Here is a 25,280-nt window from a genome sequence, read left to right on the forward strand (position 1 = left end):
AGGGGTCGTCCCGAACGAGGCTCGAAGGGTCATCGCTCGTGGATAGGGAGACCCTGACGTGGCGACTTTTCTGTATCGGCTCGGCCTCGCGGCCTTTCGGCGGCGCGGTCGGGTGCTCTTGGTGTGGCTGGGGGTGCTGGTCGTGGTCGCGGTGGGCGCCGCGCGGGCGTCGGGGCCCTCGGACGAGGAGTTCTCGATGCCGGGGATCGAGTCGCAAAAGGCGTTCGATCTGATGGAGCGGCGTTTTCCCGGAACCGCCGCGGACGGCGCCACCGCCCGGATCGTCTTCGTCGCCCCGCGCGGACACACGGTGACCGACGGCGACCTGCGCAAGGCCGTCGAACAGGCGGTGACGGCGCTGGGCGACGGCCCGCAGGTGGCCGGTGTCGCGGACCCGTTCGCGTCGAAGGCGGTGAGCAGGGACGGTGCGACCGCGTATGCGACCGTCACCTACAAGGTGGAGGCCAACGACGTCACCGACGCCGCCCGTACGGCGGTGAACAAGGCGGCGGACCGGGCCCGTTCGGCGGGCCTGACGGTGGAGACCGGCGGATCGGCGATGGACGCCGGCGGCGGCCCCGGCGGGAGCGCGGAGCTGGTCGGCCTCTCGGCGGCGGCGATCGTACTGCTGTTCACCTTCGGGTCGTTGGCCGCCGCGGGCCTGCCGCTGCTGACCGCGATCGTGGGGGTCGCCGTGAGCCTGTTCGCGATCCTGCTCCTCGCCGGCCCGTTGGGCCTGTCCTCGGACACGCTCACCCTCGGGATGATGCTGGGCCTGGCGGTGGGAATCGACTACGCGCTGTTCGTGGTCTCGCGCTATCGAGAGGAGCGCGGGCGCGGGCGGGCGCCGCACGAGGCGGCCGGGGTGGCTGTGGGTACCGCCGGATCGGCGGTCGTGTTCGCCGGGGTCACCGTGATCATCGCGCTCGCCGGCCTGTCGGTGGTGGGGATTCCGACGCTGACGAAGATGGGCCTGGCCGCCGCCGGAGCCGTCGCGGTCGCCGTGCTGGTCGCGTTGACCGTCGTGCCCGCGCTGCTCGGCTTTTGGCCGAACGCGGTGCTCGCCCGCCGGGTACGCAAGGGCCGCGCGCGCGGCGGCCCGACCGCCGGGCGGGACAACCTCGGCACCCGCTGGGCGCGTTTCGTGTTGCGCCGCCCCGTGGCGGTACTGGTGCTCGGCGTGGTGGGCCTGATCGCGCTCGCCGTGCCGATGGCGTCGCTGCGCCTCGGCATGCCGGGCGACGAGGCCAAGTCCACCGCCACCACCGAGCGGCGTGCCTACGACGCGCTCGCCGAGGGTTTCGGCCCGGGCTTCAACGGCCCGCTGACCATCGTCGTGGACGCGCAGGGAGCGTCCGACCCGCAGGCCGCGGTGCGCGCCGTCGGCGACCGGATCGCCCGTACCGACGGCATCGTGTCGGTCGCGCCGGCCTGCTTCAACGAGGCCGGCGACACGGCGGTCTTCCGGGCCACCCCGTCGACCAGCCCCACGGACGAGAAGACCAGGGACCTGGTGGAGACGATCCGCCGCGACCGTCCCGCCGTGGAGCGACAGGCGTCGGTGACCTTCGAGGTCACCGGTACGACCGCGCTGAACATCGACGTCGCGGCCAAGGTGCAGTCCGCGCTGGTGCCGTACCTCGCGGTGGTGGGCGGCCTGGCGGTGGTCCTGCTGCTCGTGGTCTTCCGGTCCGTGCTGGTGCCGGTCAAGGCGGCGCTGGGCTTCGTGCTCTCGGTGTTGGCGGCGCTCGGTGTGTTGGTGCTGGTCTTCCAGAAGGGACACGCCGCGGACCTGTTCGGCGTGGAGCAGACCGGGCCGATCATGAGCCTGATGCCGATCTTCATGATGGGCATCGTCTTCGGACTGGCCATGGACTACGAGGTGTTCCTGGTCTCCCGGATGCGCGAGGCGTACACCCACGGGGAGGGCGCCCGGCAAGCCGTCGTGTCCGGGTTCCGGCACAGCTCCCGCGTGGTGACCGCCGCCGCGCTGATCATGGTCGCGGTCTTCTCCGGATTCATCGGGGAGGACGGGTCGCTGATCAAGATGCTCGGGTTCGGCCTGGCCGCCGCGGTGCTCTTCGACGCGTTCATGGTCCGAATGGCCATCGTGCCCGCGGTGTTGGCCCTGCTCGGCGACCGGGCCTGGTGGTTGCCGACGTGGCTGGGTCGGGTCCTGCCCCGCGTCGATGTGGAGGGCGCGGCGCTCGGCCACGCGCGCTCGCACGACCCGCGCCCGGATCCGGACGGGTCGGTCCGGGCGCAGGTGTGACGCCGCCCGCGGATTCCGCCCGAGCGCGCTCTCTCGGGCGGTCCGCGGGGCCCGCCCGCGCCGTCATCGGCGACCATGGACCTCGGCACGCCCCCTCACGGAGAGCACGATGACCGGCAACCTCGAACGGTACGCGGAGCGTCACGCCCGGGGCGTGGACGTGCTGACGGCGGTGGCGTCCTGCGTGTGCACGGTCTTCGGGGCCCGGATCGGCACATCCGAGTCCGCGCCGCCGCATGCCCTGTGGCCCGCCTGGATCCTGCTCCTGTCCGGGGTCGCCGTGGCGGGCTCCCGCAGCCGGCCACGGGCGGCCCTCGTGGTCACCGCCGCCGCGGCCGCCGTGCTGACCGCGCTGGGCTACCTGCCCAGCCCCCTGCTGCTGGCCCCCGTGATGACCGCCCTGTACTGGCTCGCCGCGCTCACCGATGCGCGGACCGTCGGCTGCTACGGCTCGGCGACCATGACCGTGCTCCTGGCCACCTCGCTGGCCGGCGCGCCGATCGGCGACGACTTCACCCTGCGGACCGTGGGCACGGTCCTGTGGCTGCTGCTGCCGGTGTCCCTGGGCAGTTGGAGCCGGTTGCGGCGCGCCTACGTCGAGTCGGTGCAGGCCCGCGCCGCGCATGCCGAACGCACCCGCGAGGAGGAGGCCCGGCTTCGCGTCGCCGAGGAACGGATGCGCATCGCCCGCGAACTCCACGACGCCGTCGCCCACCACATGGCCGTCGCGCACGCCCAGGCCGGCACCGCCGCCCACCTCGCCGACACGCACCCGGAGCAGACCCGGCGGATCCTGACCGACCTCGTCGGCACCACCACCGCCGCGCTCCTGGAACTGCGCGCCACGGTGGGCGTGTTGCGCCGCACCGCCGATCCCGACGCCGATCCGCTGGAGCCCGCCCCGGGCCTGGACCGCCTCCCGACGCTGGTCGCGGCCTGCGCTTCGGCCGGTCTGACGGTCACCGTCGACGCCGAAGGACAGGCCCGACCGTTGTCCCCGGGCGTGGACCTGACCGCCTATCGGATCATCCAGGAGGCCCTGACGAACGCTACGAAACACGCGTCGGACCACGCGGCGCGGGTCTGGCTCCGCTACGACGACGCGCGCCTGTTCATCACCGTCACCAACGACGGCACGACCGACGGTGGGCCCGTGCCGCCGGTGCCCGGCGGCGGATACGGACTGATGGGCATGCGCGAACGCGCCCACTCCGTCGGCGGCGACCTGCGCGCCGGCCCCCGACCCGAGGGCGGCTTCGAGGTCGCGGCCGCCCTCCCGTTCCAGCCCCGCACCCCGGCGGACGCCCCGGCCGGACGACGACACGAGGAAACCCGTTGACCATCCGTGTCCTGCTCGCCGACGACCAGGCCCTGCTGCGCGGCACCTTCCGGCTCCTGATCGACTCCTGCGCCGACCTGGAGGTGGTCGGCGAGGCCGCCGACGGCGGGCAGGCGGTGGCGGCGGCCCGCGCCCACCGGCCCGACGTCGTCCTGATGGACATCCGCATGCCCGGCACCGACGGCCTCGCCGCCACCGCCGCGATCTGCGAGGATCCCGATCTCGCCGGCACGCGCGTGCTGATCCTGACCATGTTCGAGACCGAGGAATACGTCGCGCAGGCGCTCCGGGTCGGAGCCAGCGGTTTCCTCGGCAAATACGTCACCACGGACGCGCTCCTCGACGGCATCCGAACCGTCGCCGGGGGCGAGGCGCTGCAGTCCCCGGGCGCCACCCGGGCGCTGATCACCCGCTTCCTCACCACCCCCGCCTCCGGACCGCCCCTGGCCCCGGCCGAACGCCTCGCCGACCTGACACCCCGCGAACAGGAGGTCACCGTCCTGGCGGCGCACGGCAAGTCCAACGACCGGATCGCCGCGGAGCTGGTGCTGAGCGTGTTGACCGTCCGCACCCACATCCAACGCGCCATGACCAAACTCGGCGCGCGCGACCGCGCCCAACTCGTCGTCATCGCCTACCAGAGCGGCCTGGTGCGCCCCGAACCCCCCGGCCTGTGAGGACGGTGGCGTCGTGTCCCCGATGCGCGTCGGTACGCCCGCGGGCCCTGCCGGACGGCGGCGCACACCACGCCCACGGATGTGCCCCTCGTGGGCGTGGGCGGGCGCGGGAGGCTAGGTTGGAGCGCATGCGTGTGGCGTTGATCGATTCCGGGACGGGGTTGCTGCCGACAGCCGGGTGGTTGCGGCGGTTGCGGCCCGATCTGGACCTGTTGTTGTGCATGGACCCCGATCACATGCCCTGGGGCGACCGGAGCGAGGCGGTGATCACCGCACGGGTGCTCGCCGCCGGTGAACTGGCCGTCGCGCGCGGCGTCGACGGCCTGGTGGTGCCGTGCAACACGGCCACCGTCACCGCGCTCGACACGCTGCGCGCCCGACACGAACCCGCCCTGCCGGTGGTGGGCACGGTGCCCGCGATCAAACCGGCCGCCGCGGCCGGCGCGCCGTTCGCGGTCTGGGCCACTGCGGCGACCACCGCGAGCGCCTATCAGGCCCGGCTGATCGAGGAGTTCGCCGCCGGACACACCGTGGTCCGGATCGCCTGTCCGGGCCTGGCCGAGGCGATCGACCGGGCCGACGAGCCGGCCATCGAGGTGGCGCTCGCCGACGCGGCGCGCCGCACGCCCGCGCACTGCGCGGGCGTGGTCCTGGGCTGTACGCACTACCCGCTGGTCGCCGAGCGGATCGCCGCCGCGCTGCCCGCCGAGGTGGTGCTGTACGACAGCGCCGAGGCGGTCGCGCGGCAGACGCTGCGCCGGCTGGGCCTGAGCGAGGACGCCGGGGCGACGCCGGGTGGCATCGAGGTGCTGCTCAGCGGGCGCCCCGGCGCGCTCCCGCCGAACGCGCTGGCGTACCCGCTCGGCCGGGCCCTCGCCGGTCGCCGCCCGCTGGAGGCGTCCACCGGGATCGGCGCCGGATCCGCCTGAGCCGGCCGCCGCTCAGGCGTTCCAGGAGCGGGTGCACAGCACCAGCGGGTAGCCGTCCGGGTCGGTGACGGTGACGCCGAACCTGTCCCAGTAGGGGTTGTGCGCGGCGGTGCGGGTGCCGCCCGTCGCGATCAGCCGGTCCACCAGCTCGGGGTCGATCGGGCCGCCCAGGTAGAGCACGAACAGGTCGTCGACGGTCGGTGTCGGCGGCAGCGGGTTTTCCGGGTCCCGGGTGAGTTCGAAGTGCCAGTGGCCCCCGGGCAGTCCGACCATCACCAGGTCGTGCTCGCCGGGGACCTGCTCGGTGGTGCGCCACAGGACGCTCAGGCCCAACCCCTCGACGTAGAACCGCTCGGCGGCGGCGAGGTCGAGGGAGGGGCGGGCGATGCGGACGTGCGTGTCGATGTCGATCATGGCGGTGAGGCTAGCGGGCGCCCGCCGGCCGGGGCGGAGAGGCGCCCGCGACGGCGCGGGACGGGCGCCCGCCGCTCTCACGCGAAGTCGGCGGCGTGTTCCTTCGCCCAGTCCCGGAAGCCGCGCGGCGGGGTACCGGTGAGGTCCTGCACCGTGGTGGTGAGCACGGCCGGCTGCGGCGGGGCGTCGGCGCCCGCCAGCAGCGCGTCCACCAGCGCCGGCGGGCGACCGTCGGCGAGCATCCGAGCCCGGGCGACGGCCGGCGGGACCGGCTCGAACCGCAGCGGACGGCCGATCGCCGCGCCGATCAGGGCCACCTGGTCGGCCCGCCCGAGCACGTCCGGGCCGGTCAGTACGTAGCCGGCGCCGGCGTGGCCGTCCTCGGTCAGCACCCGGACCGCCACCGCGGCGACGTCCCCCGGGTGCACCACCGGCTTGGCGGGCAGGTCGGGTCCGTGCACGACGCCCGTCTCGCGGATCTGCCCCGCCCAGCCCAGCGTGTTGCTCGCGATCGTCTCGGCGCGCAGGAAGGTCCACGTCGCATCGGACTCGGCGATCGTGCGCTCCAGATCGGCATGCAGCGCGCCGATCGGGTCGTCCCGCCCGGCGAGCGCGTCGGGCACCCGCGACGAGGAGAGGTAGACGACCCGGTCGGTGTGCTCGGTGATCGCCGCCAGTACCTCCGACGCGCCCTCGGCGGTGAGGAAGGGCCAGACCAGGAACACCGATTCGACCCCGGTCAGCGCCGCGGCGAGGCCGGCCGGATCGGCCAGATCGCCGGCGACCACCTCGACGCCGGGGGGCAGGTCGGCGGTTTCGGGGCGCCGGACCAGCGCCCGTACCTCGGTTCCCGCGGCGAGCAGTTCGGCCACCACATGGCGGCCGACGTTGCCGGTCGCCCCCGTCACCAAAATCATCCATCGTCCCTTTCGTGCCGTCGGGCGGAGGGGGATGTGCCGCCCTCCACCGTCGGACGCTCGCGCGACCGACGCGGACGAGAGGTCAAGCCCGGGTGCGGCGCGGCTTATTCCAGGACCTTGGTCAAGAACGCGGACAGGTTGCCCTTCGTGCGCTCGATCTGCTCGGCCAAGGTCAGCGATTCCTCGAACCGGCCGCCGGGGGCCGGCTTCTTCAAGCCTCGGATGTAGAGCGAGCAGGCCAGGTCGGTGCACATGTACACGCCGACCGAGTTGCCGTCGCGGCCCGCTCGGCCGGTGCGGCGCGCGGTCATCAGCGAGACGCCGCTGCCCGGGTGTGTGGTCAGACACAACGAGCACATGCTGCGGTGCAGGTAGCCGCGCCGCTGGGCGGGGAAGCGCAGGGTGACGCCGACGAGGTCGCCGGCATGCTCGGTCACCAGGTAGGTGCGATCCGGTGCGCCCGGATCGCCCCAGCCCAGGAAGTCCAGCTCGGCCCATGGGCGTTCGGCCAGGTCACGGGGCATCGGCAGGCGTTGCGCCTCGCCCTTGGAACAGTTGACAAACGACGTGCGGATGTCCTGCTCGGTCAGTGGGTTCATGCGGCGGAAACTAACAGTGGCTGTGTACTCTAGGCAACAACCTAGAGGGACTAGGAAATGGGAAAAACACCGGGGTGCGATGATCGGCGCCTCGACGGAGGGGGCGGGTTGGCGCGCAAGGGACTGACCGCGGAACGGGTGACCAGGGCAGCCGCGGATCTGGCCGACGAGGTCGGCTTCGAGAACATCACCCTGACCGCGCTGGCGCGCGGCTTCGGGGTGAAGGACGCGAGCCTGTACTCACATGTCCGCAACCTTCAGGAGTTGCGGGTGGGCATCGCCCTGCTGGCCGCCGCCGAGCTGGCCGACCGCATCGCGGCGGCGGTGGCGGGCCGGGCCGGCCGGGACGCGCTGACGGCGTTCGCGCGGGCATACCGCGACTTCGCGCTGGAGCACCCCGGTCGCTACGCGGCCACCCAGGCGCGGATCGATCCGGCCCTGCTCGCCTGCTCGGACGGTCACCGACGCAACGTCGACTACACCTACGCGATGTTGCGCGCCTACGGCCTGGAGGAGCCGGATCTGACCGACGCGGGGCGGCTGTTGCGCAGCACGTTCCACGGCTTTGCGGTCCTGGAGGCCAATGGCGGGTTCGGCCACGTGCGTCCGCCGGGGGAGTCCTTCGAGCGGGCCGTGCAGGCGCTGCACACCGCGCTGGAGCGGTGGCCCGACTGAGCGCTTGCCGCAGCGCCCGGCGCGCGGTTCGATCATGGTGCCCGGCGGCGGGTCGCCGGTCGGGCGGTACCGGGTTCGAGGGAGGCGTGTGGTGACGAAGTACGTGGCGCTGTTGCGCGGGATCAACGTGGGCGGACACCGCAGGGTGCCGATGGCGGATCTGCGCCGAGTGCTGACCGAACTCGGCTTCACCGAGGTGCGCACGCTGCTGCAGAGCGGGAACGCGGTCTTCGCGGCCGCCGAGCGGCCGACCGACGAACTCGTGGCGAGGATCGAGGCGGGGCTGGCCGCCGAGTTCGGGTTCGCGGTGGACGTGATGGTGCGCAGCGACGCGGAGTGGCGGGCGGTGGTGGCGGCCAATCCGCTGGAGGTGCGCGATCCGGCGAAGCTCGCGGTGGCGTTCCTGCGCGCGCGGTTCGACCCGGCGGTGCTGGCCGGGGTCGATCCGGCCGACTACGCGCCGGAGGAGTTCAGCGCCGGCGGGCGCGAGTTGTACATGTACTTCCCGGACGGCCTCGGCAAGGCGCGGCTGACCCCGATCCTGTCCCGCCGGCTCGGCGACGGGGCGACCGTGCGCAACTGGAACACGGTGATCAAACTGCTCGCGCTGCTGGAGCCGGCGACCTGAGCCGCCCGCCCCCCGGTGTCGGGGCAGCCGGAAAACGCGGTGTCGTCCGGATGGCGCGGAGCAACCCCAAACCATTGCACAATTTCTTGTGCACAGATTAGTGTGCATTCATGGGAGAGACGCCGGAACGCCGCGAGGTCACCGAACTCGAAGCGCTGAAGGCACTCGCCCATCCCCGGCGGCAACGGATCATGCGGCATCTGGAGGTGGACGGTCCGGCCACCTCCGCGACGCTGGCCCGCTCGCTGGACCTGAACACCGGCGCGACCAGCTACCACCTCCGGGAACTGGCCCGACACGGCTTCGTGGAGGACTTCGACGACCCCGACGCGCACGGCCGGGAGCGGTGGTGGCGCGCCGTGCGTCGGGACCTGCGGTTCCCGCCGCGCAGCGAACAGAGCGCCGAGGTCCGCCCGGTGGTCGACGAGATGACCCGCCTGGTCTTCGCGGCCGACCTCCAGGACTTCCTCGACGCGAGCACCGCACCCCAGGCCGAGGAGGAGATGGACATGCCGTACTCGCGCGGCACCATCCATGTCACCCAGGCCGAACTGGGCGAGTTCTTCGAGGAGTACATCGCCCTCCTGAACCGATACAAGCGCACCGGCCCGCTGCCCGACGGCGCACGGGCGGTGCAGACCCGGTTCTTCACGTACCGCTCCCCGGCGACCGGGGCGGGGACGAACCTGCCCGGGACGGACGCGCCCGGGACCGGCGAGCCCGAGACGGCGCGCACCACCACGACCCCCGACACCTGAGACAAGGGCGACGCCGCACCATGAGTTCCCACGAGCAGATACCCGAAGCCGTGTCCCTGATCGGAGTCGCACGCGTGCACGGCAAGGGCACCGCCGCCGTCACCGCGCTGAGCGACGTCACCGTCGGCATCCCCCGAGGTAGCTTCACCGCGGTCATGGGGCCTTCCGGCTCCGGGAAGAGCACGTTCCTGCAATGTGCGGCCGGTCTGGACCGGCCGACCAGCGGCACGGTGCGGCTCGGCGAGACCGACCTGACCGGGCTCAACGAGACCGGCCTGACCGAACTGCGCCGCGAGCGCGTCGGCTTCGTCTTCCAGGCCTTCAACCTGATGCCCTCGCTGACCGTGCTGGAGAACATCACGCTGCCGCTGCGCCTGGCCGGCCGCAAGGCGGACCGCGAGTGGCTCGCCGAGATCGTCCGGCGGGTGGGCCTGACCGGGCGTACCGAACACCGCCCGGCCGAGTTGTCCGGCGGCCAGCAGCAGCGCGTCGCGATCGCCCGCGCGCTGGTCACCCGGCCCGAGGTGGTCTTCGCCGACGAACCCACCGGCGCGCTGGACACGGTCACCGCGAAGGAGGTGCTGGTCCTGCTCCGCGACACGGTGGACACGATGGGGCAGACCGTGGTGATGGTCACCCACGACCCGGTCGCCGCCTCCTACGCCGACGACGTGCTGTTCCTCGCCGACGGCCGGATCACCGACCGGCTCGCCGGGGCGAGCGCCGAGCAGATCGCGGACCGGATGACCCACCTGGGCGCGTGGGCCGCCTGATGCTCTTCCTCGCCCTGCGTACGCTGCGCGCCCGAAAAGGCGGCTTCGTCGGCGCGTTCGTCGCGCTGATCTGCGCCGCCGCCCTGGTCACCGCGTGCGGCGCGCTCCTGGAGACCGGCCTGCGCGGCGACATCCGCGTCGAACGCTACGCCGCCACCGACACCGTGGTCACCGCCGACCAGAACCTGCACTGGACCAAGCACAAGAAGGGCAAGACCAAGGTCAAGTCCAAGCCGCTGACCGAGCACGCCTGGCTGGACGCCGCCGCCGTGGACCGGCTGCGCACGATCCCCGGCGTGGAGGTGGTGCCCGAACTGACCTTCTCCGCCCACGTGCTCACCGCCGGCGGCCGGGCCCTGGACACCGACGACAACGCGTGGGGGCACGCGTGGGAGTCGGCGCGGCTGACCCCGTTCGGGCTGCGCGCGGGACGGGCCCCGGCGGCGGCCGGCGAGATCGTGCTGGACGCGGACCTTGCCCGGCGGGCCCGGGTCGAGGTCGGCGGCACGATCACCGTGCAGGCCGGATCGGCCCCCGGCGCCTACCGTGTGGTGGGCGTCGCGACGCCGCCCGGTCGGGATGCCCTGGCCCGGCAGGCCACCGTGTTCTTCGGCGCCGAGGACGCCCGGCGGCTGGCCGGACACCCCGGACAGGTCGCGGCGGTGGGCCTGTTCCCCGCCCCCGGCGCGGACCCGGGCACCGTGCGCAAGGCCGCGAAGACGGCCCTCGCGGGGACCGGCGCGCAGGTACGGACCGGCACCGATCGTGGCCCCGCGGAGTTCCCGGCGGCGGCCAAGGCCCGGGTCACCCTGATCAGCCTCGGCGGCGCGCTCGGCGGCACCTCGCTCCTGGTTGCCGTCCTGGTCGTGGTGGGCACGTTCGCGCTGTCCATCCAGCAGCGTCGGCGCGAGATCGCGCTGCTGCGCGCGATCGGGGCGACGCCCCGGCAGATCCGGCGCATGGTGGGTCGCGAGGCGCTGGTGGTGGGCCTGCTCGCGGGCGCGCTCGGCGCGTTCGCCGGCCTCGGTCTGGCCCGTTGGCTGCACGGGCGGTTCGTGGCGTTCGGCGCGATGCCGGACACGCTGGAATTGAGGCTCAGCCCCTTCCCGCTGATCGGCGCGGCACTGCTGACCCTGGTCGCGGCCTGGACCGCGGCCCGCGTGTCGGTCCGGCGCGCGGCGCGGGTGCGGCCCACCGAGGCCCTGGCCGACGCGGCGATCGAACGACCCCGGGTGGGCGTCGGGCGACTGATCGGCGGGCTGATCGCGGCGGCGGGCTACGCCGTGCTGTTGCTGGTGCTCAGCGGGTTGGACACCGAGCCCAAGTCCACCCCCGTCACGTTCCTCACGGTGATCCTGGCCGCCGTCGCGATCGCGCTGCTCGGTCCGATCGTGGCCCGCGCGGCGACCGCCGTGTTCGGCGCGCTGGTCGGGCGCCTGTCGCCGGTGAGCGGCTTCCTGGCCGCGCGCAACGCCCGGGCCGCGGCCGAGCGGGTGGCCGCCGTGGTCACCCCGCTGAGCCTGGCGGTGGCGATGGCCTCGACCATCCTGTTCACCCAGACCACCGCGAGCCACGCCGCGCAGGAGCAGGCGAAGGCGGGCACGTTGGCGTCGTACACGCTGGCCGCCGGCCCCGGTGTACCCGGCCGGGCGGCCGAGGCGGCGCGCGCGGTGCCCGGGGTCGAGGTGGTCACCGAGGTGCTGCACACGCTCGTCCGGGCCGGCCAGGACAAGTTCGCCGCCCAGGGGGTCACGCCCCAGGGCTTGGAGCGCACGCTCGACCTGAAGACGAAGTCCGGCTCGTCGGCGGCGATGACCGACACCACGGTCGCGGTGAGCGACCTGGCCGCCAAGACCAAGGGGGTCGGGGTCGGCGACGACCTGAAGGTCACCATGGGCGACGGCGTGGTGGTCACGCTCAAGGTGGTCGCGATCTACGAACGCGGCCTCGGCTTCGGCGACCTGACCCTGCCGTACGCGGTGACGGCGGCGCACGTGGACCGGCCGGCCGCCGCGGCGGTGCTGATCTCCGGGACACCCGCGTTGTCCCGGGAGCCGCTGCGGCGCGCGATGGCCGACTTCCCCGGGGTCCGGGTGCTCGACCGCGGCGAGGTCGAACAGGCCCGGCGGGACCAGGCCGGCACCCAGGCCCAGGTCAACTATGTCGCGATGGGGCTGATCATCGCGTTCACCGGGATCGCCGTGGTGAACACGCTGGTGATGGCCACCTCGGCCCGGCGGCGCGAGTTCGCGCTGCTGCAACTGGTGGGCACCACGCGCCGACAGGTGATGCGGATGTTGCGCTGGGAGACCGGGGCGGTGGCCCTGCTCGCCGCTGGGCTGGGCTCGCTGGTCGCCTACGCGACGCTGACCGCGTACAGCATGGGCATGACCAAGAGCGCGTCGCCGTACGCGCCGCCGTTGACCTACGCGACCGTCGTGCTCGTGGCGGCGCTGTTGGCGCTGGTGTCCACGGTGGTGCCGGCGCGAGTCGCACTGCGCGGAAACCCGGCGGACACGATGGGGCTGCGCGACTGATCACCGCAGGAACGGGGGGACGCCGGCCGGGCCTTGGGTGGGCCCGGCCGGCCCGCTCCTCGATCCAGAGCACGTCGCGGGTGAGGTGTGGCGGCTCGCCGCGGGGGATCGGGGTGGGGTTGAATGGCGGGTCTTTGTCGGTCGGGTCGGGAGGCGGCGGCGTGGAGATTTGGCTCAACCCGGCGTGTTCGAAGTGCCGGGCCGCCGTGCATCTGTTGGACGCGGAAGGCGCCGCCTACACCGTGCGGCGGTATCTGGAGGAGCCGCCGTCCGCGGCGGAGATCGAGGCGGTGCTCGGGCGCCTGGGCCTGGAGCCCTGGGACATCACCCGCCTCGGGGAGGCGGTCGCCGCGGAACTCGGCATCGCCGACTGGGGGCGGGAGGCCGGGGATCGGGCACGCTGGGTCGCGGCGCTGACGGCGCATCCGGTGTTGATCCAGCGGCCGATCATCACGGCCGACGACGGCCACGCGGTGGTGGGACGCAGCCCCGAGGCGGTGCGCTCGGTTCTCGGGTGAGGGCGGGCGCTCGTCGGGGTGAAGGGAAAATCGGGAGACATCTGTCCGATTTGAGATGATTTACGGTGATCACGCCCTAACGTAGCGTCATGATCCTCTCGGTGGCCTCGTACTTCGTGGTCGCGGCGATCGCTCCGTGGCTGGTTCGCCGCCTCGGGCGCAATGCCTTCCTGGTGCTCGCCGCGCTGCCGGTCGCGACCACCGGCTGGGCGCTCGCCCAGGCCGGCTCGGTGTTCGACGGCCACGCCCTGGTCGAGTCGCGGGCGTGGATTCCCCGGCAGGGCGTTTCGCTGGCCTTCCGGTGTGATGCCCTGGCGCTGCTGATGGTGTTCCTCGCGGCGGGCGTGGGCGTACTCGTCCTCGTCTATTGCGCGCGCTACTTCGACGACGACGAACCCGGGCTCGGTGCGTTCGCCGGGGTCCTGGTCGCCTTCGCCGGCGCGATGATCGGGCTGGTCACCACCGACGACCTGATCCTGCTGTACGTGTTCTGGGAGGCGACCACGGTCTTCTCCTACCTCCTGATCGGCCATCGCAGCGAACACCGGGGCTCGCGCCGGGCCGCGATGCAGGCGCTGACCATCACCACCTTCGGCGGCCTGGCGATGCTGGTCGGGCTGATCCTGCTCGGCGAACGAGCCGGCACCTACCGGCTCTCCGAGATCCTGGCCGATCCGCCCGGCGGCACGCTCGTGACCACCTCGATCGTGCTGATCCTGGTCGGCGCGCTGGCCAAGTCGGCGATCGTGCCGTTCGGATCGTGGCTGCCCGCCGCCATGGCGGCACCCACCCCGGTCAGCGCCTACCTGCACGCCGCCGCGATGGTCAAAGCCGGCGTGTACCTGATCGCCCGGCTCGCCCCCGGCTTCGCCGAACTCGCGCCCTGGCGGCCGATCGTACTGATCACCGGCTGCGCCACACTGCTCCTGGCCGGGTGGCGCGCGCTGCGCGAGAACGACCTGAAACGTGTCCTCGCCTACGGCACGGTCAGCCAACTCGGCCTGCTCACCGTGGTTACCGGCGCCGGCAATCGGGACGCGGCGCTCGCCGGCATCGCGATACTGGTCGCGCACGCCCTGTTCAAGGCCACGCTGTTCCTCGTGGTCGGCATCATCGACCACGGCGCCGGCACCCGCGACCTGCGCCGATTGTCCGGCCTGGCCCGCGCCATGCCGATCACCTGCCTGGTCGCGGTGGTCGCCGCGCTGTCCATGGCCGGACTGCCGCCGACGGCCGGGTTCGTCGCCAAGGAGGCGGTGTACGAGGCGTTCCTGCACCGGGGCCGGGCCGACACCGTCGTGCTCGGCGTCCTGGTCGCCGGATCGGCGCTGACCGCCGGCTACAGCCTGCGCTTCGTGTGGGGCGCCTTCGCCCGCAAGCACGGCGTGTCCACCACCACGTGCGCGCCCCAGAGCGGACTGCTCCTCGCCCCGGCCGTGCTGCTCGGCGCGAGCTGCCTCGGACTCGGCCTGGCCGCGCGCTCTCTCGACCACTGGATCTCCTCGTACGCCGACCTGTTCCCGGCCGGCGGCACCGACTACCACCTGGCCCTGTGGCACGGCCCCGGCATCGCGCTGAACCTTTCCACCGCCGCCGTCTGCTTGGGCATCGTGCTGTTCCTGGCCCGCGAGCCGGTGGTGCGGGTACAACTGGCCACCGCGCGGGTCGAGCCCTCGCGGCTGTACGACCTGCTCGTGCGCGGCGTCGATCGGGGCGCGTTGCAGCTGACCGGCACCACCCAGCGCGGGTCGATGCCGGTGTACGTCGGGGTGATCCTGCTCAGCCTGATCGCGATCACCGCCGCCGCCGCGCTCGGCCGACTCCCGCTGCCCTTCCCGGACACACCACGCTGGTGGGACTCCGCCGCCCAGGTCGTGGTCGCCCTCCTGGTCGTGGCCGCCGCGCTGATCGCCGCCGGTACCCGGGGCAGGCTGCCCACCGTGCTGCTCGTCGGCGTCACCGGCTACGGCTGCGCGACGTTGTTCGTCCTCCAGGGCGCCCCCGACCTCGCGCTCACCCAGGGCCTGGTGGAGACCGTCAGTCTGGTGGTGTTCCTGTTGGTGCTGCGCCGACTGCCCGGCCGCTTCCGCGACACCACCCGACCCGTGCGGCGCGCCGTGCACATCGTGATCGCGGTGCTGACCGGCGGCGTGCTCGCGAGCGTCGCGGTATCGGCGTTCGCCGCGCGGACCCGGCCTCCGGTGTCGGAGGCGTTCGCCGCCGCGGCCGAGGAGGCCGGGGGCAAGGAGATCGTCAGCGTGCTGCTCGTGGACATTCGCGCCTGGGACACGATGGGCGAGATCGCGGTGCTCGCGGTCGCCGCGATCGGGGTCACCAGCCTGATCTTCGTACGCCGGACCCGGGAATTGCCCCGACTCGCCGACCGCGCGCCCGACGCGCCGCCGCTGCCCGCCGGCGGTGACGACGCGCATCCGGGCCACGAACCCGGGCCGGCCGGCCGCCTGGTCGCCGCCCGCACGCTCGCCCCCGGGCGGCGCACGGTGCTCTTCGAGGTGGTCGCCCGGGTGGCCTTCCCGACCGTACTCGTCCTGTCCCTCTACTTCCTGTTCAGCGGCCACTCCACGCCGGGCGGCGGCTTCGCGGGCGGGATCACCGCCGGACTCGCGCTCCTGGTGCGCTACCTCGCGGGCGGCCGGTACGAACTGGCCGAAGCCGCGCCACTGCCCGCCGGGCGGCTGCTCGGCACCGGCCTGGTGGTCGCCGCCGGCGCCGCCCTGGTCGGCCTGATCGTCGGCGGCGCACCGCTGCGCAGCACCGTCCTCGACGCCGATCTGCCGGTGTTCGGCGGCGTGCACATCGCGACATCGGTGTTCTTCGACATCGGCGTCTACCTCCTCGTGGTCGGCCTCGTGCAGGACGTGCTGAGCGCGTTGGGCGCGGAGTTGGATCGGCGCATCGAACAGACCCGTGACCCCGATGCCGAACAGACGGTGATCGTATGAAAAGTCCCACCCTGATCCTGGTGCTCACCGCGGCGGTCCTGGTGGGCGTCGGGGTGTACCTGATCCTCGAACGCAGCCTCACCCGCGTGCTCCTCGGCGTGGTGCTGATCGGCAACGGAGCCAACCTGATCGTGCTCTCCGGCGGCGGCCGGGCGGGCGGCGCGCCGGTGCTCGGCGTGACGCTCCCGGGCCGGATGAACGACCCGCTGCCCCAGGCGATGGTGCTGACCGCGATCGTGATCACCCTCGCGGTGACCGCGTTCGTGTTGTCGATGGTGCACCGGCACTGGGAGTTGACCGGGACCGACGAGATCCAGGACGACGCCGAGGACCTGCGCGTGGTGCGCCGCGCCGAACGCGGCGACCTGCGGGCCGAACACCGGCGCCTGCGCCGCGAGTTGCGCGAGCAGACCAGGGCCAGGCGGGCGGTGGTGCGCAGGCTCGCGGTCGAGGCGCGGGCCAACTACGCGGCCGAGTGCCGGCGGCTCGGTGTGGACGAGCGCGGGCACGGCGGGCGGCCCGAGGAGCAGCGGATCGCCCGCGAGCGGCGCGCCGAGCTGCGCCTGCGGCTGCGCGGGATCAAGTCCGAACACCGGGTCCAGCAGCGCGAGCTGCGCGCCCGTTTCCGGGCCGCGCGGCGCGAGTTGAATCGGCAGGCGCGGGCCGAGCGGGCGGCCGTGGCGCGGGCGGACGGCGTGGTGGACGCGGTGCCGGACACCGAGTTTCCGCGCGAGACGACCACGATCGGGTCCGGCCACGGTGCGACGGCGTTCCGGGCGGGCCGGGGCGGCGACCACGTCGGGAACGAGCCGCGCCGATGAATCACCTGGTCCCGCTGCCGGTGCTGCTGCCGCTGTTCGGCGCGGGCCTGAAGCTGGCCATCGGCGCCCGGCTGCCGCGGGGCCAGCGGGTGATCAGCGTCGGCGTGTTGACCGCCGTACTCGGCGTGGCCGTCGCGCTGCTCGTGTCGGCCGACCGGGACGGTCCGGTGGTGGCGCGGATGGCGGGCTGGCCCGCGCCGACCGGCATCGTGCTGGTGGCGGACCGGCTCTCCGCGCTGATGTTGGTGGTCTCCTGCGCGGTCACCCTGGGCGTGCTGATCTACTCGATCGGGCAGGGACGCGCGGACGAGGACGAGGCAACGCCGCTGTCGGTGTTCCACCCCACCTACCTGATCCTGGTCGCCGGCGTGGCCGACGCGTTCCTGGCGGGTGACCTGTTCAACCTGTACGTGGGCTTCGAGGTGTTGCTCGCGGCCAGCTACGTGTTGTTGACCGTCGGCGGCACCGCCGCGCGGGTGCGCGCGGGCGCCGGCTACGTGGTGGTGGGCCTGCTGTCCTCGCTGGTGTTCCTGGCCGCGATCGCGATGGTGTACGCGGCCACCGGCACGGTCAATCTGGCCCAACTCGCGGTGCGGTTGCCCGAGGTGGACCCCGGGGTGCGGTTGATCCTGGAGTCGATGCTGCTGATCGGATTCGGGGTCAAGGCGGCGGTGTTCCCGCTGTCCGCGTGGTTGCCCGACGCGTACCCGACCGCGCCCGCGCCGGTGACCGCGGTGTTCGCCGGGCTGCTGACCAAGGTCGGTGTGTACGCGATCATCCGGGTGCAGACGCTGCTGTTCCCGGAGGGGCGGGTGCGCGAACTGCTGCTCGTGGTCGCCGCGGCGACGATGATCGTGGGCATCCTGGGCGCGATCGTGCAGAGCGACCTGAACCGGTTGTTGTCGTTCACGCTGATCAGCCACATCGGCTACATGGTGTTCGGCATCGCCCTGGCAAGCGCGGCGGGTCTGGCCGGGGCGGTGTTCTACGCGGTGCACCACATCACCGTGCAGACCTCGCTGTTCCTGGTCGCCGGGCTGATCGAGCGGCGCGGCGGAAGTACCGACCTGGGCCGGCTCGGCGGTCTGGCCCGGATGTCGCCGGTGCTCGCGGTGTTGTTCTTCGTGCCCGCGATGAATCTGGGCGGGATTCCGCCGCTGTCCGGATTCCTGGGCAAATGGCTGCTGTTGCGGGCCGGCGCGGAGTTCGGCACGGTCACCTCGTACGTGCTGATCGGCGCGGCGGTGGCGACCAGCCTGCTCACGCTGTACGCGATGGCCCGGGTGTGGGGGCAGGTGTTCGGCGGTACGGCCGACCACTCGGGGGCGACCGCCTACTCCTCGGGCGCGAGCCTGAGCGGGCGGGATGTCGCGGCGACCACCAGTGTGCTGCCGCGCGCGATGACGCTGGCGACCTGCGCGCTGGTCGCGGTGGGCGTGGCCTTCACCGTATGGGCGGGCCCGCTGGTCGCGCTGGCCGATCGTACGGGGGCCGAACTGGTGGGCCGCTCCGCCTATGTCGACGCCGTCCCGCTGCCCGGCGGGGTGCATCGCAGCGGAGGCCGATGAACGCCACCCGGGTCGCCGCGGCGCGCCGCCGGCGGCGCGTCTCGCCGCTGCTCGTGGTGTGGCTGACCGCCGTGTGGGTGGCGCTGTGGGGCACGTTGACCGTGGCCAACGTGCTCACCGGGGTGGTGTCCGCGGTGCTCATGCTTGCCCTGTTGCCGCTGTCGCCGGCGCGGGATCGGCTCGCCTTCCGGCCCTGGGGGCTGGTGCGCTTCGTGCTGCGCTTCGGGCTCGACCTGGTGGTGTCCTCGCTGCGCGTCGCGTGGCAGGCGCTGTGGCCGGGCAGGTTGCCGCGCAACTCGGTGCTCGCGGTGGAACTCACACCCCGCTCCGACCTGTTGCTCACCCTCACCGTGCTGGCCCTGAACGTACTGCCCGGCAGCATCGTGATCGAGATCGATCGGGGCCGGTCGACCACGCTTTTCATCCACGCGCTCGGCGCCGACACACCGGCGGCGGTGGCGGCGGCCCGCCGGGCGGTGCTGCGGTTGGCCGCCCGCGCGGTCGGCGCGTTCGGGACCCGTGCGGACCGCGCCGGCCCGGAGGATCCGTCCCTGTCCGCTCGAACTCCCGGGGAGCACCCATGAATCCACTCGTCGGCGGCACCGTGATCGTGCTGCTCGGCTCGGCCGCGCTGATGGCGCTGATCCGGCTGGTGCGCGGGCCGTCCACGCTGGACCGGGCGGTGGCGGTGGACATGCTGCTCGCGGTGATGTTGGCCGCGATCGCGGCCGAGGCGACGTTGAACCGGCACACCACCACCGTTCCGGTGCTGCTCGCGCTCGGCCTGGTCGGTTTCCTGGGCTCGGTGTCGATCGTGCGCTTCTCCGCCCGGGAGGGGAGCCGACGTGCGCGCGGGTGAGTTCGCCGACGGCGCGGCGGTAGGCTGCCTGCTCGCGGGCTGCGCGCTCGCCTTCGTCGCGGGGGTGGGCCTGTTGCGGTTCCAGGACACCCTGTCGCGGATGCACACCGTGGCCAAGCCGCAGGTGCTCGGGCTGCTCCTGGTCACCCTCGGCCTCGGGCTGCGGCTGCGCAGCGGGATCGACGTCGGGATGCTGGTGATGGTGGCGTTTTTCCAGGTGACCACGGTCCCGGTGGCCACCCACCTGGTGGGCCACGCGGTGTACCGCCTGCCGCACCTGCCGACCGGCGACCTCGTCGTCGACGAACTCGCGGAGCGGCCCGACCCGGCGGGTTGATCGGGATCCGGACGGTGCTCGTGGCGCCGCGCTGTCGGATGATCGGCGGATGGTCGGATTTCACTCCGATGGCCGGGGTTGGTGCGTCGGTGCGGTGGATACCCGGGACGAGACAACCATCCCGGGCGCGGCCATCCGAGAGAAGGAATCCACGATGAATCCCGAACCCCGCGAGGCAGCCGGCCGGCCCGGGTGCGATCGTGCCCCGAACGGCGGTTGAGTCGTGGCGGAGCGGGTGGCGGTGGTGGCGGTCGGCGGGCACGAGAGCGCGCACGGCGCGGCGCTGCCGGGACTGCTCGGCCCCGAGGTGACCGCGGTGGCCCCCGGCCGGCAGACGCACCGGGCGGTGTCCGCGCTGCTGGGGGGCGGGGCGGACCGGGTGTGCGTGGTGCCGATGACGCTGGGTCGGGACGCCGGGCTGCTCGCGGAGACCACGCGGACCCTGCGCGCGCTGCCGGCGGCGGAGCGCTCGCGGGTGGTGCTCGCCCGGCCGTTCGGCGCCGCCGGGCAGCTGATCGGGTGGTTGCGCGCGGCGGCGGCGCGGGTGCCCGCGCGGGCCGCGATCCTGGTCACCGCGCCGGCGGCGGGACCGGACGAGGACGCGGAACTGTACCGGCTGGCCCGACTGGTCTGGCAGTACGGCACCCATCGGATCGTCGAGGTCGCGCTGATCGGCGGCGACCCGGACCTGGGCCGGGCCCTGGAGCGCTGCCGCGTGCTCGGCGCGGCCCGTACCGTCGCGATCCCCGCCTCGTTCGTGCTGCCGGCGGTCCCGGGCGTGGCCCCGCTGCTGTCCAAGGCCACCGCCGCCGGCATCCTCGCCGCCCGGGTCGCCCTGGCCGTGGACGGCTTTCGCCCCCGGGCCCGCACGACCGAGCCCGCCTGATCCGGGCGAGCCCGGCGCCCGAGGCGCCGGCCCGGTGGCCGGCGGCGTGGGGTCAGGCGCCGATCGTTCGCGCGGTCCATGCCCTCGCGTTCGGCGGAGCGGGCGGTTGGCCGTCCGAGGGGGAGTGGGTGCGGAAGAGGTCGAGGGTGGCCGGGCATTGCGAGTGCAGTGGTGCGGGCGGGGCGTCGGGGGTGAACCAGTCCAGCGCGTCGAACTTGTGGGGTTCGCCGATGACTGCCCGCGCCGGGTCGACGCGGACCGCGAAGACGACCGCGACCCAGTGCGACGCGATCGGGTCGCCGCGCAGGACGTTGCGGGCGCCGAGGGGCTCGATGGACAGCGGCTCGGTGCCGTACTCCTCGCGCACCTCGCGCGTGACCGCCTCCTCGAACGTCTCGCCCCACTCCAGCGCGCCGGCGCCGGTGTCCCATGTGCCGGGCTCGTCCCGGGCGGCGGCCGCGCGGCGGGCCAGCAGCACCCGCCCCGCGCCGTCGTGGCAGACGAAGACGCAGGACACCGAGGGCCCGGCGGGCCGGTCGGCGGCCATCAGAAGTGCCGGAGGAGGTCGGGGAACGCGGCCAGGGTGAGCACCCGCTCGTCGTGCGGGTCCAACTCGCTCTGCTCCAGGACCCAGGTGTGCGCGTTCGGGATGAACACCGCGCCCAGGCCCGCGCCGCGTGCCGGCAGGATGTCCGACTTGGGGGAGTTACCGATCATCCAGGTCGACTCCGGCGCCAGCTCGTGCGCGCGTATCAGGTCGACGTACACGTCGACGCCCTTCTCCGGCACGATGTGCGTGCTGCGGAAGTGGTGGGCCAGCGCGGAGGCGTCGATCTTGCGCTGCTGCTCCTCGGCGTCGCCCTTGGTGAGCAACATCAGATCGTGCCGGGCGCCGAGCGCGGTCAGCGTCTCCACCACGCCGGGCACCAGCTCCACCCGGTTCTCCAGGAGCGCGACCGCCAACGTCTCGATGTGCCGCAGCTCCTCCTCGGTGGCCGGGCGGGCGTACAGCCGCTCCAGCGTCTCGCCCAGGCTGCGCAGGAACATCTTGCTGCCGTAACCGTGGGTGATCGCGTTCGCGGCCTCCACGTCGTTGAGCATCGCCCGGATCCGGGTGCGGTCCAGGGTGGCGTGGTCGAGCCAGTCGAGCCAGTCGTCGATGACCCGCTCGAACAGGATGTTGTTCTCCCACAGAGTGTCGTCCGCATCGAAGATCAGGACCTGACGAGGGGAGTCCGCTGTGGGGTGCATGGTTCGATTCATCTCTGTCCGGTCGGCGATTCGGCGATACGGCGCCGATCATCCTAGAGCCGGACCGCCCGTACGATCATCGGGTTATCTCTTCCGTCGGCGGATTGTGGACGGTGCTCTCGTCCCGCTCCGCGAGCAGTTCCCGGGCCCGCCGCGCCGCCGCCGCGGCCAGGCGTTCCAGTTCGCCGGCCGGGATGCCCGGGGCGGGGGCGACGCGCAACGGCGCGGCGGGTTCCTGCACCGGCGGCGGGTCGGCCGGCAGGGCGTCGACGGCGCGGTACGCCGCGCGCGCGTCGATCCCGGCCGCGTTGTCCGGTTTCGTGGTGGGACGCGGCTGCCGCGCGCGCAACCGCTCCAGCACGGCCGGCTCGTCCCGGCCGCGCATCAGCAACAGCACGAACGGGTCCGCATCCAACAGCCAGGCCGTCTGATAGCCCAGTGCGGCGCCGTGCCGACACGGCAACTCCCAGTCGGGGCAGTCGCATTCGTGATCCAGCTCGTCCATGCCCGGCAGCAGGGACACGTCCGCGTCCGCGGCGGCGGCCACCAGCTCGCGTGGCAACTCCCGCTCCAGGAGCGCGGCCAGGTGTCCCGCCTCGGCGGCCACCTGGTCGAGCAGACGCTCCCAGCGCGCGTCGTCCAGCGGCTCGATCCGCACCTCGGTGCGGTACGACGTGCCGTCGGCGTCGGACACGCGTGCGGTGATCCGGCCCGGTGCGATCGTGATCGGCCCGACCCGGCCGGAGGCGGCGAACGCGCGGCCCTCGCGCAGCGGCCGGCCGTCCAGCGCGGCGTGTTCGAGGGCTTCCGCCCAGGCGCGGCCCCACCAGGTCCGGCCCGCGAGGCCGTGGGCGCGGCGCGGGGCGAAGGCGGGGAACGCGCGGGCCGAGGCGGCGGTCATCGGGCACTCCTCAACTGGACCAGGTCGGCGAGTTCGGCGTCGGAGAGTTCGGTCAGCGCGGTCTCGCCGTGGGCGAGCACGGAGTCGGCGAGCGCGCGCTTGTCCCGCAACATCTCGGCGATCCGGTCCTCGATGGTGCCCTCGGCGATGAACCGGTGCACCTGCACGGGGCGGGTCTGCCCGATCCGGTACGCCCGGTCGGTGGCCTGCTCCTCCACGGCGGGGTTCCACCAGCGGTCGTAGTGCACCACGTGGTCGGCGCGGGTGAGGTTGAGCCCGGTGCCGGCGGCCTTGAGCGAGAGCAGGAAGACCGGGACCGCGCCCTCCTGGAAGCGGCTGACCAGCGCGTCGCGGCGGGCCACCGAGGTGCCGCCGTGCAGGAGCTGATTGCCGATGCCGCGGGCGGTCAGGTGGGTGCGCAGCAGTCGGGCCATGGCCACGTACTGGGTGAACACCAGCACCGAGCCGTCCTCGGCCAGGATGGTGTCCAGCAACTCGTCGAGCAGTTCGAGTTTGCCGGAGCGGCCCGCGAGGCGGGGTTCGGGCTCCTTCAGATATTGCGCCGGGTGGTTGCAGATCTGCTTGAGGCCGGTGAGCAGCTTGACGATGCGCCCGCGCCGGGCCATGTCGGAGCCGGCTGCGTCGAGTTCGGCCATCGCCTCGCGCACCGCCGCCTCGTACAGTCCGACCTGCTCGCGGGTGAGCGCCACCGGCTGGTCGGTCTCGGTCTTGGCGGGCAGCTCCGGCGCGATGCCCGGGTCGGACTTGCGGCGGCGGAGCAGGAACGGCGCGACCAGCCTGGCCAGCCGCTCGGCGGTGGGCCCGTCGCGGTCCGCCTCCACCGGCTTGGTCCAGCGTCGGCGGAACGTGCTCGCGGTGCCGAGCAGGCCCGGGGTGGTCCAGTCCAGGATCGCCCACAGTTCGGTCAGCCGGTTCTCCACGGGCGTGCCGGTGAGCGCGATCCTGGCCCGCGCCGGGATGCGGCGCAGTGCCTTGGCGGTGGCGGAGGTGTGGTTCTTGACGTGTTGCGCCTCGTCGGCGACCACCAGGCCCCACGGCACGGCGGCCAGGCGAGCCGCGTCCAGGCGCATCGTGCCGTAGGTGGTGAGCACGAATCCGGTGGTGAGGTCGTCGAGGCTGCGGGCGCCGCCGTGGAAGCGGCGCACCGGGGTGCCCGGCGCGAAACGGGTGATCTCCCGCTCCCAGTTGCCGAGCAGCGACGCCGGGCAGACCACCAGGGTGGGTGCGGCGCCGTTCGGGTCCTCGGTGTCGGCCGCGCGGTGCAGGTGCAGCGCGATCAGGGTGATCGTCTTGCCCAGGCCCATGTCGTCGGCGAGGCAACCGCCCAGGCCCAGCGAGGTCATCCGGTCCAGCCAGCGCAGTCCGCGCAGCTGGTAGTCGCGCAGCGTCGCGGCGAGCGCGGCGGGCGCGCCGATCGGCTCGCCGCCGCCGTCCGGGTCGGCGATCCGCGCGCGCAGCTCGTCCAGCCATGCCGAGGTGCCCACCTCGATGCGTTTGCCGGCCACCTCGATGCCGCCGGTCAGCGCGCCGGTCAGGGCCTCGATCGGGGCGAGCGGCTTGATCGAACGATTGCGGGCCTTGGCCATCAGGGCGGGATCGACCAGCACCCAGCGGTCGCGCAGGCGCACTACCGGGCGGTGCGACTCGGCCAGCGCGTCCAGTTCGGCGGTGGTCAACGTGTCGCCGCCGAGCGCGAGTTGCCAGTCGAAGCCGAGCGGGGTGTCGCCGCCGAGGAAGGCGCGCAGGTCCCGGGGCGCGTGGTCGTGGGCGCCGATCACGGCCCGGGCGGTGAGGTCGCGGACGAGGTCACGGGGCCAGTGCACCTCGACGCCGGCCGCGGCGAGTCGGGCGGTCGCGGCGCCGAGCAGGGTGCCCAGGTCGTCGTCGGCGACCACCACGCGGTCCGGGACGCTCGCGGTCAGCAGTGGTTCCAGGGCGGGCCAGATGCGGGCCGCCCGGCGCAGCGCGACCAGCACGTCGGGCCGGGCCCGTTCGCCGAAGCGCGCGTCGGTGCCGGTCCACAGCGTGTCGGCGTCGACCACGGCGGTCGGATCGGCGAGCGAGTGCGCCTGGACGATCGCCACGAACGGCGCGCGCTCGACGTCGTTGCTCTCCAGCCGCAGCGAGATCCGTACCCCCCGGTCGTGCCCGGCGGCGACCCGATCCGACCACGGGCGCAGCGCCGGCAACTTCCGCGCGGCGGGAGCGGCGAACGCGCCGTCACCCGCGTGCGGCCCGGCGGCGGTGCGCGGCATGGTGTCGGCGACCGCGTCCAGGAAGGCCCGGACCAGCGGGGTCGCCGCCGGGAGCAGGGTGCCGCCGTCGGTCGGTATCGCCCGCGCCTCGCCGGGCATCGCGTCGGCCAGCGCCCGCACCCGCTCGACGTCGGCGGCATCCAGCGGACCGGCCCGCCACGCGTCGTGGTCGGCGGCGGAGAGACCGGGCAGCATGCGCCCGCGCGCCACCAGTTGCAGGGCGAGCACGGTGGCCGCGCCCCAGAACGCGGCGGCCGGATGCGCGTCGGGGGCGCGCCGGGCCCGGGAGAGCACCCGGACCGCGTCGGCGACGGGCAGCCGTACGGCGGGATGGGTGCGGGCCACGCCGTCGGCGTCGAGCACGGTGATCGTGTCCGGG

Annotated in this window: 24 protein-coding genes; 17 read left to right on the forward strand and 7 right to left on the reverse strand. The window is 73.6% G+C overall.

Going from position 1 to position 25,280, the window contains the following annotated elements:
• Positions 1-58 precede the first annotated feature (58 nt).
• From ACH4XV_RS05840 to ACH4XV_RS05855, 4 genes are all read left to right on the forward strand, one after another.
• Entirely contained in the window at positions 59-2,272 is a 2,214-nt protein-coding gene (locus tag ACH4XV_RS05840) for an MMPL family transporter (protein ID WP_395786979.1), read from the forward strand.
• A gap of 109 nt (positions 2,273-2,381) precedes the next feature.
• Complete coding sequence (locus tag ACH4XV_RS05845; RefSeq protein ID WP_395786980.1) at positions 2,382-3,611, forward strand: sensor histidine kinase; 1,230 nt, start codon at positions 2,382-2,384, stop codon at positions 3,609-3,611.
• Positions 3,608-4,288 (forward strand): response regulator, encoded by a 681-nt coding sequence (locus ACH4XV_RS05850; RefSeq protein ID WP_395786981.1) that lies wholly within the window; start codon positions 3,608-3,610, stop codon positions 4,286-4,288. The genes ACH4XV_RS05845 and ACH4XV_RS05850 overlap by 4 nt, the downstream gene beginning before the upstream one ends.
• 128 nt (positions 4,289-4,416) lie before the next feature.
• Positions 4,417-5,217: a glutamate racemase gene (locus ACH4XV_RS05855; RefSeq protein ID WP_395786982.1), complete on the forward strand. Its 801-nt coding sequence runs from the start codon at positions 4,417-4,419 to the stop codon at positions 5,215-5,217.
• A 12-nt stretch (positions 5,218-5,229) separates the two neighbouring features.
• Here the strand turns inward: ACH4XV_RS05855 and ACH4XV_RS05860 are convergent, their stop codons facing one another.
• The 3 genes from ACH4XV_RS05860 to ACH4XV_RS05870 form a co-directional block, all read right to left on the reverse strand.
• Positions 5,230-5,631, reverse strand: a complete 402-nt coding sequence (locus tag ACH4XV_RS05860; RefSeq protein ID WP_395786983.1) for a VOC family protein — start codon at positions 5,629-5,631, stop codon at positions 5,230-5,232.
• 77 nt (positions 5,632-5,708) lie between these two features.
• On the reverse strand, positions 5,709-6,548 hold the full coding sequence (locus ACH4XV_RS05865) for an NAD(P)H-binding protein (protein WP_395786984.1): 840 nt from the start codon (positions 6,546-6,548) through the stop codon (positions 5,709-5,711).
• Positions 6,549-6,655: 107 nt separating this feature from the next.
• Positions 6,656-7,150, reverse strand: coding sequence for an FBP domain-containing protein (locus ACH4XV_RS05870; RefSeq protein ID WP_395786985.1), 495 nt, complete (start codon positions 7,148-7,150; stop codon positions 6,656-6,658).
• A 108-nt stretch (positions 7,151-7,258) separates the two neighbouring features.
• Between ACH4XV_RS05870 and ACH4XV_RS05875 the strand changes: the two genes are divergently transcribed.
• The 13 genes from ACH4XV_RS05875 (at position 7,259) to ACH4XV_RS05935 (ending at position 20,473) form a co-directional block, all read left to right on the forward strand.
• Positions 7,259-7,825 carry a TetR/AcrR family transcriptional regulator gene (locus tag ACH4XV_RS05875; protein ID WP_395786986.1) on the forward strand — a complete coding sequence of 189 codons (567 nt, stop codon included), beginning with the start codon at positions 7,259-7,261 and terminating at the stop codon, positions 7,823-7,825.
• Positions 7,826-7,913: 88 nt separating this feature from the next.
• Positions 7,914-8,453 (forward strand): DUF1697 domain-containing protein, encoded by a 540-nt coding sequence (locus ACH4XV_RS05880; RefSeq protein ID WP_395786987.1) that lies wholly within the window; start codon positions 7,914-7,916, stop codon positions 8,451-8,453.
• 110 nt (positions 8,454-8,563) lie between these two features.
• A complete protein-coding gene (locus tag ACH4XV_RS05885) occupies positions 8,564-9,211 on the forward strand; it encodes an ArsR/SmtB family transcription factor (protein WP_395786988.1) in 648 nt (215 codons plus the stop codon).
• 20 nt (positions 9,212-9,231) lie between these two features.
• Positions 9,232-9,984, forward strand: coding sequence for an ABC transporter ATP-binding protein (locus tag ACH4XV_RS05890; RefSeq protein ID WP_395786989.1), 753 nt, complete (start codon positions 9,232-9,234; stop codon positions 9,982-9,984).
• The gene (locus tag ACH4XV_RS05895; RefSeq protein ID WP_395787080.1) at positions 9,984-12,521 is read left to right on the forward strand and encodes an ABC transporter permease; all 2,538 of its coding nucleotides are present in this window, start codon (positions 9,984-9,986) and stop codon (positions 12,519-12,521) included. The genes ACH4XV_RS05890 and ACH4XV_RS05895 overlap by 1 nt, the downstream gene beginning before the upstream one ends.
• Before the next feature lie 161 nt (positions 12,522-12,682).
• A complete protein-coding gene (locus tag ACH4XV_RS05900) occupies positions 12,683-13,039 on the forward strand; it encodes an arsenate reductase family protein (protein ID WP_395786990.1) in 357 nt (118 codons plus the stop codon).
• A gap of 89 nt (positions 13,040-13,128) precedes the next feature.
• On the forward strand, positions 13,129-16,002 hold the full coding sequence (locus tag ACH4XV_RS05905; RefSeq protein ID WP_395786991.1) for a Na+/H+ antiporter subunit A: 2,874 nt from the start codon (positions 13,129-13,131) through the stop codon (positions 16,000-16,002).
• Positions 15,999-16,823 (forward strand): Na(+)/H(+) antiporter subunit C, encoded by an 825-nt coding sequence (locus ACH4XV_RS05910; RefSeq protein ID WP_395786992.1) that lies wholly within the window; start codon positions 15,999-16,001, stop codon positions 16,821-16,823. The genes ACH4XV_RS05905 and ACH4XV_RS05910 overlap by 4 nt, the downstream gene beginning before the upstream one ends.
• The gene (locus ACH4XV_RS05915; protein WP_395786993.1) at positions 16,820-18,391 is read left to right on the forward strand and encodes a Na+/H+ antiporter subunit D; all 1,572 of its coding nucleotides are present in this window, start codon (positions 16,820-16,822) and stop codon (positions 18,389-18,391) included. The genes ACH4XV_RS05910 and ACH4XV_RS05915 overlap by 4 nt, the downstream gene beginning before the upstream one ends.
• The gene (locus tag ACH4XV_RS05920) at positions 18,388-18,975 is read left to right on the forward strand and encodes a Na+/H+ antiporter subunit E (RefSeq protein WP_395786994.1); all 588 of its coding nucleotides are present in this window, start codon (positions 18,388-18,390) and stop codon (positions 18,973-18,975) included. The genes ACH4XV_RS05915 and ACH4XV_RS05920 overlap by 4 nt, the downstream gene beginning before the upstream one ends.
• Positions 18,972-19,250 carry a monovalent cation/H+ antiporter complex subunit F gene (locus ACH4XV_RS05925; RefSeq protein WP_380000532.1) on the forward strand — a complete coding sequence of 93 codons (279 nt, stop codon included), beginning with the start codon at positions 18,972-18,974 and terminating at the stop codon, positions 19,248-19,250. The genes ACH4XV_RS05920 and ACH4XV_RS05925 overlap by 4 nt, the downstream gene beginning before the upstream one ends.
• Positions 19,237-19,587, forward strand: coding sequence for a cation:proton antiporter (locus ACH4XV_RS05930; protein WP_395786995.1), 351 nt, complete (start codon positions 19,237-19,239; stop codon positions 19,585-19,587). The genes ACH4XV_RS05925 and ACH4XV_RS05930 overlap by 14 nt, the downstream gene beginning before the upstream one ends.
• A 223-nt stretch (positions 19,588-19,810) precedes the next feature.
• The gene (locus ACH4XV_RS05935) at positions 19,811-20,473 is read left to right on the forward strand and encodes a cobalamin biosynthesis protein CbiX (RefSeq protein WP_395786996.1); all 663 of its coding nucleotides are present in this window, start codon (positions 19,811-19,813) and stop codon (positions 20,471-20,473) included.
• A 52-nt stretch (positions 20,474-20,525) separates the two neighbouring features.
• Here ACH4XV_RS05935 and ACH4XV_RS05940 read toward each other — a convergent pair whose 3' ends face one another.
• The 4 genes from ACH4XV_RS05940 to ACH4XV_RS05955 form a co-directional block, all read right to left on the reverse strand.
• Positions 20,526-21,020: an NUDIX domain-containing protein gene (locus tag ACH4XV_RS05940; RefSeq protein ID WP_395786997.1), complete on the reverse strand. Its 495-nt coding sequence runs from the start codon at positions 21,018-21,020 to the stop codon at positions 20,526-20,528.
• Positions 21,020-21,724, reverse strand: coding sequence for an HAD family hydrolase (locus tag ACH4XV_RS05945; protein ID WP_395786998.1), 705 nt, complete (start codon positions 21,722-21,724; stop codon positions 21,020-21,022). The genes ACH4XV_RS05940 and ACH4XV_RS05945 overlap by 1 nt, the downstream gene beginning before the upstream one ends.
• 76 nt (positions 21,725-21,800) lie before the next feature.
• Positions 21,801-22,625: an SWIM zinc finger family protein gene (locus ACH4XV_RS05950; RefSeq protein ID WP_395786999.1), complete on the reverse strand. Its 825-nt coding sequence runs from the start codon at positions 22,623-22,625 to the stop codon at positions 21,801-21,803.
• Complete coding sequence (locus ACH4XV_RS05955; RefSeq protein WP_395787000.1) at positions 22,622-25,264, reverse strand: DEAD/DEAH box helicase; 2,643 nt, start codon at positions 25,262-25,264, stop codon at positions 22,622-22,624. Before ACH4XV_RS05955 ends, ACH4XV_RS05950 begins: the two co-directional genes overlap by 4 nt.
• Positions 25,265-25,280: the final 16 nt, after the last annotated feature.

The organism is Embleya sp. NPDC020630, from assembly GCF_044334985.1.
GTDB lineage: Bacteria > Actinomycetota > Actinomycetes > Streptomycetales > Streptomycetaceae > Embleya.